Raw genomic sequence first — 11,695 nt, 5'->3', positions numbered from 1 at the left:
GAGCCGCCCGAGCCGCCCGGACGGCCCCCGCGCCCGGCCGCGCCACCGGCGCCGGCGGCGCCGCCCCGGCCCGCGGGTCCCGACCGGCCCGAGGGACCGGTCGGGAACGGCGACGACGGTCCGGCCTGGGCGACGACGACCGGCCGCACGTCGCGGACGCCACCGCGCAGGCCCCCGGTCATGGCCGGGCCGCGCACTCCGGCCGAGGGGAGGGTCCGGACGCGACGGCCGGACGGGCGCGCGGGATCAGGGAAGATCGAGGTCTGGGTGGGCATCCTGTCCAGTATGACCGGGCCGACTTGGCGCTCGTGACGCCCGCGGCCTACATTCGCGTCGGGTCAGGACGTATCGCGTCGATACATCGCGGCGACACCCGGTGCGGCGACCCGACCCAGCCTCGTCCCCGCCTCGTCCCCGCGTCGTCCCCGCCGACGTCCCGCCCGTGAACCGACCGGAGGCCCCGTGCCGCGCCGCACCGACGTCATCGAGCTCGCCGTCCTCGGCGTGCTCGACGACGCCCCGATGCACGGCTACCACCTGCGCAAGCACGTCACCGCGCTGCTGGGCCCGTGGCGCGCGGCGCTCAGCTTCGGCACCCTCTACCCCACCCTGCGCCGCCTGCAGGCGCGCGGCTGGGTGGCGGCCTCCGAGGCCGACCCCGCCGGTCCGGTGCGGGCGGGCACGTCGCGGTCCGCGCACAAGGTCGTCTACGAGCTGACCCCCGCGGGCCGCGAGCGCTTCCGCGAGCTCCTCACCGACCCCGGCGCCCCGCTGAGCGACGACGACGCCTTCGCCGTCCGCTTCGCGTTCTTCGCCCGGCTCGGCCCCGACGAGAGGGTCCGGGTCCTGGAGCAGCGGCTCGCCCGCCTGCTCGACCGGCTCGCGTCCGTCCGGCGCGACGACCGCACGACGACGGTCGAGACCCGCGACCCCTACCGCCGCGCGTGGGTGCAGCGGGGCGTCGCCTCGGTCGAGGCCGAGCTGCGCTGGACCGAGCAGCGCCTCGCGGCCGAGCGCGAGGCGCACGGGAGCGGTCCCCGGCCCCAGCCCCAGTCCCCCCGCGCGGCGGCGATCCGCCGGACCGCGGACCAGCCCCACCCCAGCTGACGACCGGACCGTCCGGTCGACGAACAGGAGAACGCATGGGTTCCATCCGCCTCGCCGTGGTCGGCGTCGGCAACTGCGCCGCGTCGCTCGTCCAGGGCATCCACTACTACGCCGACGCGTCCCCGGACAGCTCGGTGCCCGGGCTCATGCACGTGCGGTTCGGCGACTACCACGTCCGCGACATCGAGCTCGTCGCCGCGTTCGACGTCGACGCGAAGAAGGTCGGCTTCGACCTGTCCGAGGCCATCGTCGCGAGCGAGAACAACACGATCTCCATCTGCGACGTGCCGCCGCTCGGCGTGCCCGTCCAGCGCGGCCGCACCCTCGACGGCCTCGGCCGCTACTACCGCGAGACGATCGAGGAGTCCGACGCCGAGCCCGTCGACGTCGTCGCGGCGCTGCGCGAGGCCCGCGCCGACGTCCTCGTCTGCTACCTGCCCGTCGGCAGCGAGGAGGCGGCGAAGTTCTACGCCGAGTGCGCGCTCGAGGCGGGCGTCGCGTTCGTCAACGCGCTCCCGGTCTTCATCGCGAGCGACCCCGAGTGGGCCCAGCGCTTCACCGACGCCGGCGTGCCGATCGTCGGCGACGACATCAAGAGCCAGGTCGGCGCCACCATCACCCACCGCGTGCTCGCCCGCCTCTTCCAGGAGCGCGGCGTCGTCCTCGACCGGACGTACCAGCTCAACGTCGGCGGCAACATGGACTTCAAGAACATGCTCGAGCGCGACCGGCTGCAGTCGAAGAAGGTGTCGAAGACGCAGGCCGTCACGAGCAACGTCGACCACGAGCTCGGCGCGCGCAACGTCCACATCGGGCCGAGCGACTACGTCGAGTGGCTCGACGACCGCAAGTGGGCCTACGTCCGCCTCGAGGGCCGCGCGTTCGGCGACGTCCCGCTCAACCTCGAGTACAAGCTCGAGGTGTGGGACTCCCCCAACTCCGCCGGCGTCATCATCGACGCCGTCCGGGCCGCCAAGATCGCGAAGGACCGCGGGCTCGGTGGGCCGGTCCACGCCGCCAGCACGTACTTCATGAAGTCCCCGCCGGTGCAGCTGCCCGACGACCGGGGCCGCGAGGGCGTCGAGGCCTTCATCCGCGGCGAGGGGTGACGACCGCCCGCACCACGACGGACAGCCAGGAGGCGACCGCCTCCTGGCTGTCCCGCGTGCAGCGGCACTCCCTCACCCGCTTCCTCGCCTTCAGCGCGTTCGGGCTCGCCTTCGACCTCACCGTCCTCGCGCTGCTCGACGCCTTCACCCCCCTCCCGCGGCTGGCGAGCGTCGCGATCGCGTTCGTCCTCACGTACGCGCTCAACTTCGTCCTCAACCGGTGGTACGCCTTCGACGCCGCCCACGGCCACGCCGGGGCGCAGGTGTCCCGGTTCCTCCCGCAGGTCGCGGCGGACTTCCTCCTCGTGCTGTTCGGCGTCCAGCTGCTCCTCCTCACGGGCATGCCCCTGCTCGTGGCACGGGTGCTGTCGGCCTCGACGAACGCCGTCCTCAACTACTGCGCGTACCGCTGGTGGACCTTCCGCGACGCGCTGCCGGGCCGGTCCGCGGACGGCTCGGCGCCGTGACGACGGCGACCTCCCCCGCGCCCGGCACGGCGGGCTTCGCCCGCGTCCTGCGCGGGGACCGCTACCGCCGCCTCCTGGCCGTCCGGCTCACGAGCCAGCTCGGGGACGGGGCCTTCCAGGCGGGGCTCGCGAGCTTCGTCCTGTTCAACCCGACGCAGGCGCCGACGGCGCCGCTCGTCGCCGGCGTGCTGACCGTCGCGGTCCTGCCGTTCACCGTGGTCGGGCCGTTCGCCGGGGTGCTGCTCGACCGCTGGAGCCGGCAGCGCGTCCTGCTCGTCAGCAACCTCGTGCGCGTCGTCCTCGCCCTCGCGGTCGCGGCGCTCGTCGTCGCGGCGGACGGTCGCCTCGAGGGCGGGGTCCTCGGCGCGCTCTACCTGCTCGTCCTCGCCGCCCTCTCCGTCAACCGGTTCCTCCTCGCCGGCCTCGGTGCCTCCCTGCCGCACGTGGTGCCGCGGGCGCTGCTCGTACCCGCGAACGCCGTGACGCCGACCCTCGGCACCGGGGCGTTCGGCGCCGGGTTCGGCCTCGGCCTCGGCCTGCGCCTCGCGCTGGGACCCGGTGCGCCCACCGACGGCCTCGTCGTCGCGGCTGCGGCCGCGCTCTTCCTCGGAGCCGCCCTGCTCACCGGGCGCCTCGGGCACCGCGAGCTCGGCCCGGACACCCCGAGTGCCGCGAGCACCCGCGCAGCGGCCGTCGCCGTCGCCCGCGGCCTGCGTGAGGGCGCCGCGCACGTGTGGCGCCGTCCGGTCGCCCGCGACGCCATCGGCGCCGTGGGCGCCCACCGGTTCGCCTTCGGGCTGTCGACGATCGCGACGGTCCTCCTCGCCCGGGGCCACCTCTCCGACGACGTCGAGGCGGGGTTCGGGGTGCTCGGCCTGGTCGGCGGGGCGGCCGCGGCCGGGGCGCTGCTCGCCGCCGCCGTCACGCCCGCCGCGGTCCGCGCGCTCGAGCGCCGGGGCACGCCCCTGGGGCTCGGCCCGCTCGACACCTGGCTCGTCCTCGCTCTGCTCGTCGCCGCGGTCACCGAGGCCCTCTTCGTGCTCGGCATCGCGACGGCACCGCTCGCGGCGGGGGCGCTCGTCCTCGGCCTCGCGGGCCAGGTGGTGAAGATCGGCGCGGACACGCACGTCCAGACGGCCGTCGCGGAGCACGTGCGGGGTCGCGCGTTCGCGTTCTACGACGTCGTCTTCAACGCCGCGTTCGTCCTCGCGGCCGGCCTCGGTGCCCTCGTCGTGCCGGACGACGGCTACTCCCGGCCGCTGTACGCCGGGATCGCCGTCCTGTACCTCGCGGTGGCGGTCGGCTACGCGCGCGCCGCCGCCCGCCCTCAGCGCGGGTAGGCCGCGAAGACCTGCACACCCCACAGCCGCCCGCGGGAGTCGAAGGCCCGGCCGATGCCGACGTGGGTGTAGGCGCCGAGGATGTTGGCCCGGTGACCGCGGCTGTCCATCCACATCCGGTGCAGGCGCGCCTCCGGGCTGCTGCCGCTCACGTAGCCGACGTTCTCGCCGGCACGCAGCCAGCCGCGCGGGATGAGCGAGGCGTAGCGGGGGTTGTGCCGCAGCTGCCCGGTGCGGGCGAGCTCGACCGCCCACGCCTGCGCGACCCGCTGGAGGGCGGTGCCCCGGGACAGCTGCCGCTTGCCGGCCGACCGGCGTGACGTGGCGACGTGGGAGTACATCGACGTGAGGCTCGCCGACGCGGGGGCGGCCGTCAGGGTGAGGGCGGCACCGGCGGCACCGGCGGCACCGAGCACGGAGGCTCCGCGCAGCACCGAGCGACGGTCGAGGACGGGCACGGACAGGGGGGTCTCCGGCGTCTCCATGGGTGCGGTGTCGGCACGACGGCGGCAGGGCCTCAGCCCGACGGCTGGCTTCGTGACGTAGATCACAGGCGGGTGCACCGGCGTGGCGGCTCGACCTTCACCCGTCCGTGTGCTGCGTCCGCGACTCCGGTTGCGCGGCCCACCACCGGCGCAGCTCGGCCTCGGCCGCCTCGCCCTCCAGCGGACCCTCGTCGAGACGCACCTGCAGCAGGTGGCGGTAGGCCCGGCCGACGAGCGGTCCGGGTGGCAGGTCGAGCAGGCGCATGATCGCGTTGCCGTCGAGGTCGGGCCGCACCCGTGCGAGCTCCTCCTGCTCGCGCAGCACATCGATGCGCCGCTCGAGGTCGTCGTAGGCGAGGCGGAGCCGCTGGGCCTTGCGGGCGTTGCGGGTGGTGGAGTCGCTGCGCGTGAGCCGGTGCAGGCGCGGCAGCAGCGGGCCGGCGTCGGTGACGTAGCGGCGCACCGCCGAGTCGGTCCACGCCCCGTCGCCGTAGCCGTGGAACCGCAGGTGCAGCTCGACGAGCCGCGCGACGTCCTTGACGGTCTGCTTGTCGAAGCGCAGCGTCCTGAGGCGCTTCGCCGTGAGCTTGGCGCCGACCACCTCGTGGTGGTGGAAGCTCACCCCGCCGCCCGGCTCGAAGCGCCGGGTCGCCGGCTTGCCGACGTCGTGCAGGAGCGCCGCGAGCCGGAGCACGAGGTCCGGGCCGGGCACGACCGCGTCCGGGTCCCGGTGGTCGTCCTCCAGGGCGATGGCCTGCTCGAGGACGGTGAGGGTGTGCTCGTACACGTCCTTGTGGCGGTGGTGCTCGTCGACCTCCAGTCGCAGGGCCGGCAGCTCGGGCAGCACGTGGTCGGCGAGCCCGGTCGACACCATGAGCTCGAGCCCGGCCCGCGGGTCGCGGCCGCACACGAGCCGGACGAGCTCGTCCCGCACGCGCTCGGCCGACACGATGCCGATCGTCGGGGCCCGCTCCGTCATGGCGGCGCGGACCTCCTCGTCGACGTCGACACCGAGCTGGGAGGCGAACCGCGCGGCGCGCATCATCCGCAGCGGGTCGTCGCGGAAGCTGGCGGGGGCCGGCTGCGGCGTCCGGAGGCGGCGGGCGACGAGGTCGTCCACGCCCCCGAACGGGTCCACGAGCTCGAGCGACGGCAGGCGCACCGCCATGGCGTTCATCGTGAAGTCCCGCCGGCGCAGGTCCTCCTCGAGGGAGTCGCCGAACTCCACGACCGGCTTGCGGGTCTCCCCGTCGTAGGCGTCGGCCCGGTAGGTCGTGACCTCGACCGTCGTGCCGCCACGGCGAGCGCCGATCGTCCCGAACGTGCGGCCCATGTCCCACGTCGTCCCGCCCCAGGCGGCGAGCAGCCGCTCGGTGTCGTCGGGTCGCGCGTCGGTCGTGAGGTCGAGGTCGCCGGAGGTGCGGCCGAGGAACGCGTCCCGGACGGGACCCCCGACGAGCGCGAGCTCGAAGCCCGCGTCCTGGAAGCGCGCACCGAGGTCGCCGAGCTCGGGCACGAGCGCGGCCACCGCGGCGGCGGCGCGGCGCAGGGCGGCGGGACGGTCCTCGGGCACGGCCGACAAGGGTAGGCGCCCGGGGCCGGTGACCGGGTCGCCCGCACCCGCGCGGCTACCCTGGCCGGATGAGCCCCGCACCCGTCCGGACCGAGGTGTCCGCCGGGGGGCTCGTCGTCGACCGCAGCACGGACCCGCTGCGGGTCGCCCTCATCTGCCGCCGCAACCGGGCCGGCCGCCTCGAGTGGTGCCTGCCGAAGGGCCACCTCGAGGGCGAGGAGACGCCGGAGCAGGCGGCGGTGCGGGAGATCGCGGAGGAGACCGGCATCGACGGCCGGGTGCTGGAGTCGCTCGGGTCCATCGACTACTGGTTCTTCGCCGACGGCCACCGCATCCACAAGACGGTCCACCTGTTCCTCCTCGAGGCGACGGGGGGGACCGTCACGGTCGACAACGACCCCGACCACGAGGCGGTCGAGGCGGCGTGGGTGGGCCTCGACGCGCTCGAGGACCGGCTCGCGTTCCCCAACGAGCGGCGCGCGGCCCGCCTGGCCGCGGCCCGGCTCGGCGTGCCGCTGCAGTCGGCACGCGGCTCCCACGCCGGGCAGCGCCGGCGGGGCCACGGGTGAGCGAGCGCCTCCGCGACGGCGCCGGCCGGGCCGACCAGGACGGCACCACCGCACAGGCACCCGTCGCCACGACGGGCGCCGCGACGGGCCCGCGGGTCCGGGTCGGCCGGGCGACCGCCGTCATGGCGTCGGGGACCCTCGTCTCCCGCGTCCTCGGGCTCGTCAGCAAGATCGTCCTCACGGCCCTGCTCGGCCTGTCGGCCGCGAACCTCGCCGCCAACGCGTTCGACGTGGCGAACAAGCTGCCCAACCTCATCTACGCGATCGTCGCGGGCGGGGCGCTCAACGCCGTCCTCGTCCCCCAGATCGTGCGGGCGGACCGCGACGGCGCCCGGGGCCGGGAGTTCCTCGACCGCCTCTTCACCATGGCGCTCGTCGGGCTGCTCGGGCTCACCGTCGTCCTCACGCTCCTCGCCCGCCCGCTCGTGGCCCTCTACACCGACGGGTGGGCGCAGCCGGAGTTCGACCTCGCGGTCGCCTTCGCCCTCTGGTGCGTGCCGCAGGTGTTCTTCTACGGCGCCTACACGCTGTTCGGCCAGGTCCTCAACGCCCGCGGCAGCTTCGGGCCGTACATGTGGGCGCCCGTCGTGAACAACGTCGTCGCCATCACGGGCATGCTCGTGTTCCTCCTCGCCTTCGGCCGCCAGCAGACCACCGACCCGGCGGCGTGGACGCCGGGGATGGTCGCCCTGCTCGCGGGGACGGCCACGCTCGGCGTGGCCGGGCAGGCGGCGGTCCTCGCGTGGCCGCTGCGGCGGATCGGGTTCACCCTGCGCCCGCGGTGGGGGCTGCGCGGCGTCGGGTTCCGCAGCGCCGGCCGCGTCGCGGCCTGGACCTTCGCCGGCATCGTCGTGAGCCAGCTCGTCTTCGTGCTCGTGTCGAACACCGCGAGCCGCACGGTGGCCGTGACCCGGGGCACCGACCTCGCCGAGACGACGGCGTCGACGACGGCGTGGACGCTCGGCTTCCTCCTCTACATGCTCCCCCACAGCCTCATCGCCGTCTCGGTCGTCACCGCGGTGTTCACGCAGGTGTCCGGTGCCGCCGCGCACGCGGACACCGCCGGGGTCGCGGCGGGGACGCGCCGCTACATGCGGCTGCTCCTCGTGGCGGTCGCGCTGCCGGCGGCGGGCCTCGTCGCGTTCGGGGACCTCGTGTCCGCCGTGCTGTTCGCCCCCGACGACGCGCCCCCCGTCGTCGTCGGCCGCGTGGTCGCCGCCATGGCGCTCGGCCTGCCGTTCTTCAGCGTCCTCTACCTCGTCCGCCGCGTGTTCTACGCCTACGAGGACGGCCGCACGCCGTTCTGGGTGACGCTCGTGACCGCGGGGGTGTGGGCCGCGGGGACCGCCGCGGTGCCGTTCCTGCTCCCCGTCCAGTGGTGGGTGGCGGGCATCGCCGCGTCGATGAGCCTCGGGGAGGTCGCCGGGCTCGTCGTCGCGACGGCGTGGCTGCACCGCCGGGTCGGTGACCTCGGCGTGCGGGGCTTCCTGTGGGTCCTCGCCCGGATCGGTGTCGTCCTCGCGGTCGTCGTCCCCGCCGCGGTGCTCGTCGGTCGGCTCGCCGGTGGCACGGGGTCCCGACCCGAGGCCCTCCTCGGCCTGCTCGCCGGCGGCGCCGTCCTCGTCGTCGGGTACGTGGCCGGCACCCTCCTGCTGCGGGTGCGGGAGACGCGCGCCGTCGCCGACCTGCTCGCCGCCCGGTTGCTCCGCAGGGGTGGTGCGCGCGGTCGGGTGTAACGCCCCTGCTCAAGCCCGGCCGGGCGCCGTCCGACGTCCGGTCCATGTGGAGGACACGCGACCGGGTCCCGTCGGGCGACCGCGGCGACATCGTCGTCGGCTGGCTCGTCCGGCTCGTCGTGTACCTGGGGATCATCGGCGTCCTCGCCTTCGACGGGATCTCCCTCGGCGTCGCGCGCCTGTCGGTGGAGGACGGGGCCGCCGCGAGCGCGCGGGAGGCCTCCCGTGACCTCGTCTCCGGCGCCACGGTCCAGCAGGCGTACCTCACGGCGACCGCCGCCGCGGCGGCCGACAACGCGTTCAACGAGGTGCCCGCGGAGTCCTTCGTCGTGAGCCCCGCCGGTGACGTCACCGTCACGGTGGTCCGCGAGACGCCGACGCTCGTGCTCCACCACATCCCGCGCAGCGAGGCCTGGCTCACGGTCGAGGCGACCGCGACGCACACGCGGACATGACGGCGCCACGTCGTCGCACCGCGGGCGTCGCGGTGTGGCTCCTCACAGCCGTCGCGCTGCTCGGTGCGTCCCCCGCCACCGCGTCCCCCGTCGTCGCACCCTCTCCCTCGACCGCGCCGGCGGACGACCGCTCCGCCGCCGAGGTCCGCGCCGAGGTCGACGCCCTCCGGGCGGAGGTCGAGCGGCTCGAGGTCGCCGTCGACCAGGCGGTGGAGGAGTACAACACCGTCCGCGCGCAGGCCGACGCCCTCGCCGCGGCCGAGGTCGACGCCCAGGTCCGCCTCGACGACGCCGGCCGGCGCCTCGACGCCGACCGCAGCGCCGCGACCCAGCGGGTCCGGGCCCTGTACCGGGTGGGCGGCACCACGGAGCTCACCCTCACCGCCGTCGCCGTCTCCATCGCCGCCGGCGACGGCCCGGCCGCGTTCGCCGAGCAGGTGCGGACGTTCCGCACCGCCCGCACCGTCCTCGCCTCCGACGCCGAGGTCGTCGCCCGTGCCCGGGCACAGGTCGACGTCGCGGTGTCGACGTCGCAGGCCGTGCAGGACGTCCGGCGCGACCGTGCGGCGGCCGAGACCCTCGCCGAGGAGCGCAGCGCCGCCGCCGAGGCCCTCCTCCGGGAGCACCAGGCCCTCCTCGTCACCGCCGACCAGGCGCTCGTCGCCGCCGTCGAGCGCGAGCGGCAGGCCGAGGAGGCCCGCCGGCTCGCCGAGGCCCTCGCCGCTGCGGAGGCCCGCGCCCGGGCGGAGGCCGCCGCCGCAGCGGCGGCCGCCCCGGACGCCGGTGGTGCGGGCGGGCTCCCCTCCGACCCGGTCGCCCGGCAGTCGGCCCTCGTCCTCGCCGGGGAGTCCGCTGGCGGGCCGGCGCCCACGAGCTCGAGCGTCGCCCCGGGCGGGCGGCTGCCGCTCGACGAGGCGCGCGTCGTCGTCGAGCGGGCCGCGGTCGCCGCACCGAACCCGCAGGCCGCCGCTGCCATCCGGGCGGCGGGCACGAAGCTCGGCGCCACCTACGTGTGGGGCGCCACCGGCCCCTCGACGTTCGACTGCTCCGGCCTCACCATGTGGTCGTACCGCCAGGCCGGCGTCAACATCCCCCGCACGTCGCGGCAGCAGTACGCCGGGCTGCGGAAGGTCCCGGTGTCGCAGATGGTGCCCGGCGACCTCCTCTTCTACGCGAGCGGCTCGGCCCCCGGGTCGATCCACCACGTCTCGATGTACCTCGGCGACGGCCTCATGATCACCGCGCCGCGGACCGGCGACGTCGTCAAGGTGTCCGCCCTGTGGAGCACACCCGTGTACGGGGCGGTGCGACCCGTCGGCTGACGGCCCCACGAGGCCCTTCCCCCTACAGTGGGCGGTCGCAGGGGTCGGCGCAGCGGGGTGCTCCCGGCGCGCCCGACCGCACGAGGCGAGGGCTGGAGGCGTTGGTGGAGCGGATCGGGTCCGACAGCCTCCTCGCGGGCCGCTACAGGCTGCGCGAGCGGGTGCGCGAGGAGGAGGGCAGCGCCCTCTGGCGGGCCGACGACCTCACCCTCGAACGCACCGTCGGGGTCCGCGCCCTCGCCCCGGGCCACCCCCGTACGCAGGCGGTCCTCGACGCCGCCCGACGCGCCGCGCTCGTCGACGACCCGCGCCTCCAGCGGGTCCTCGGCGTCGGGGTCGAGGCCACCAGCGGCTACGTCGTCCTCGAGTGGGTGGGCGGCGACGACGTCCGCGCCCTCGGCGGCCACGTGGAACCGACCGAGGCGCTGCGCGTCGCGACGGAGACGGCCGAGGCGCTGCGGGCGGCGGCCGGGCGCGGCCTGCACCACGGTCGGCTCGGCCCGCGGCACGTGCTCCGCACCGAGGACGGCACCGTGCGGGTCACCGGGACCGGGGTCGACGCCGCGGCGGCCGGGGGCGCGACCCCGGCGGCGGCCGCCCGACCCGAGGGCCGGGACGTCCGGGACGTCGCCGCCGTCCTCTACACCCTGCTCACGGGTCTGTGGCCGTTCGGCGAGCACGAGGGCGTCCCCGCGGCCCCGACCGATCGGGGCCGCCCGGTGGCGGCGAGCACGCTGCGGGACGGCCTCCCGGACGACGTCGACCGTCTGCTGCACGACGCCTTCGCCGGGGACCCGTCGCTGGAGTCCCTCGCGGCCCTCGTCGCGCGGCTGCGGGGCGCCCGGGCAGGGCTCCTCGCGGAGGAGGAGGCGACCCGCCCCGTCCCCGCGCCCCTCGCGACACCCGACGAGGAGCACGACGGCGGGGGCGAGGAGCCTCTCGGGGGACGGGGGGACGGCGACGAGGACCCCACCGGCGGGGGGGCGTGGGGGCGGGAGGACCCCCCGGCCGCCACCCCCCCGGCCGGGGGCGCCGCGGCCGCGCCCGCCGCGGCGGCCGCCGGCGGTGCCGGGGCCGGCGTCGCCGCGCCTGGCGGGGGCTGGCCCGTGCGGGCGCAGCAGCCGTCGGGCTGGGCGTCCGAGGAGGACGACGACTGGTCGATCCTGCCCGGGGGTGAGGCGTGGGCGGAGGAGGAGCCCGGCTGGGACCAGCCGGCGTGGGACGAGCCGTCCTACCAGGGCGAGACCGTGTGGGCGAGCAGCTACGACGAGCACGGTCAGGCCTACGACCCCGCGTACGACCCCGGCTACGACCCCGCTGCCGACCCGGGGTACGCCCCCGGCGGACCCGGCCCGGGCGACGACACCCGCGACGACACCCGCGACGACACCCGCGACGACACCCGCGACGCCCCCTGGCCCGGGCCCGCGGGACGCGGCGCCGCGGCGGGCGCGGCGGGCGCGGCGGCAGGCGCGGCGGCAGTCTCCGCGGCAGGGCGTGGTCCGGGACGGCCCGCGTCCGGGCGAGGACCC

At 76.5% G+C, this 11,695-nt stretch carries 12 protein-coding genes; 9 read left to right on the top strand and 3 right to left on the bottom strand.

What is annotated here, in order from left to right; translation table 11 throughout:
* On the bottom strand, nt 1-275 hold a 275-nt coding region (locus tag WAB14_RS18020; protein WP_340271730.1), incomplete at its 3' end, for a hypothetical protein.
* Nucleotides 276-462: 187 nt separating this feature from the next.
* Between WAB14_RS18020 and WAB14_RS18015 the strand changes: the two genes are divergently transcribed.
* Genes WAB14_RS18015 through WAB14_RS18000 form a run of 4 tightly spaced genes read left to right on the top strand, consistent with a single transcriptional unit; the run spans nt 463 to nt 4,023 of the window.
* Entirely contained in the window at nt 463-1,107 is a 645-nt protein-coding gene (locus WAB14_RS18015) for a PadR family transcriptional regulator (RefSeq protein ID WP_340271729.1), read from the top strand.
* 35 nt (nt 1,108-1,142) lie between these two features.
* Nucleotides 1,143-2,216, top strand: a complete 1,074-nt coding sequence (locus WAB14_RS18010) for an inositol-3-phosphate synthase (RefSeq protein WP_340271728.1) — start codon at nt 1,143-1,145, stop codon at nt 2,214-2,216.
* A complete protein-coding gene (locus WAB14_RS18005; RefSeq protein ID WP_340271727.1) occupies nt 2,213-2,683 on the top strand; it encodes a GtrA family protein in 471 nt (156 codons plus the stop codon). Before WAB14_RS18010 ends, WAB14_RS18005 begins: the two co-directional genes overlap by 4 nt.
* Nucleotides 2,680-4,023 (top strand): MFS transporter, encoded by a 1,344-nt coding sequence (locus WAB14_RS18000; protein WP_340271726.1) that lies wholly within the window; start codon nt 2,680-2,682, stop codon nt 4,021-4,023. Before WAB14_RS18005 ends, WAB14_RS18000 begins: the two co-directional genes overlap by 4 nt.
* On the opposite strand, the gene WAB14_RS17995 is transcribed toward WAB14_RS18000, so the two are convergent.
* Together WAB14_RS17995 and WAB14_RS17990 are read right to left on the bottom strand one after the other, a co-directional pair.
* A complete protein-coding gene (locus WAB14_RS17995; RefSeq protein WP_340271725.1) occupies nt 4,011-4,508 on the bottom strand; it encodes a CAP domain-containing protein in 498 nt (165 codons plus the stop codon). The genes WAB14_RS18000 and WAB14_RS17995 overlap by 13 nt on opposite strands.
* Before the next feature lie 97 nt (nt 4,509-4,605).
* Nucleotides 4,606-6,081 (bottom strand): CCA tRNA nucleotidyltransferase, encoded by a 1,476-nt coding sequence (locus WAB14_RS17990; protein WP_340271724.1) that lies wholly within the window; start codon nt 6,079-6,081, stop codon nt 4,606-4,608.
* Between the two features lie 68 nt (nt 6,082-6,149).
* Here WAB14_RS17990 and WAB14_RS17985 point away from each other — a divergent pair, with 68 nt between their 5' ends.
* From WAB14_RS17985 to WAB14_RS17965, 5 genes are all read left to right on the top strand, one after another.
* On the top strand, nt 6,150-6,650 hold the full coding sequence (locus WAB14_RS17985; RefSeq protein ID WP_340271723.1) for an NUDIX hydrolase: 501 nt from the start codon (nt 6,150-6,152) through the stop codon (nt 6,648-6,650).
* Nucleotides 6,647-8,386: a murein biosynthesis integral membrane protein MurJ gene (gene murJ / locus WAB14_RS17980; RefSeq protein WP_340271722.1), complete on the top strand. Its 1,740-nt coding sequence runs from the start codon at nt 6,647-6,649 to the stop codon at nt 8,384-8,386. Before WAB14_RS17985 ends, murJ begins: the two co-directional genes overlap by 4 nt.
* A 44-nt stretch (nt 8,387-8,430) precedes the next feature.
* Complete coding sequence (locus tag WAB14_RS17975) at nt 8,431-8,841, top strand: hypothetical protein (RefSeq protein WP_340271721.1); 411 nt, start codon at nt 8,431-8,433, stop codon at nt 8,839-8,841.
* Nucleotides 8,838-10,163 (top strand): C40 family peptidase, encoded by a 1,326-nt coding sequence (locus WAB14_RS17970; RefSeq protein ID WP_340271720.1) that lies wholly within the window; start codon nt 8,838-8,840, stop codon nt 10,161-10,163. The genes WAB14_RS17975 and WAB14_RS17970 overlap by 4 nt, the downstream gene beginning before the upstream one ends.
* Nucleotides 10,164-10,267: 104 nt before the next feature.
* On the top strand, nt 10,268-11,695 hold a 1,428-nt coding region (locus tag WAB14_RS17965), incomplete at its 3' end, for a protein kinase family protein (protein ID WP_479688799.1).

It is taken from the genome of Aquipuribacter nitratireducens (genome assembly GCF_037860835.1).
Lineage (GTDB): Bacteria > Actinomycetota > Actinomycetes > Actinomycetales > JBBAYJ01 > Aquipuribacter > Aquipuribacter nitratireducens.
This window is presented reverse-complemented; position numbering and strand designations above follow the sequence as displayed.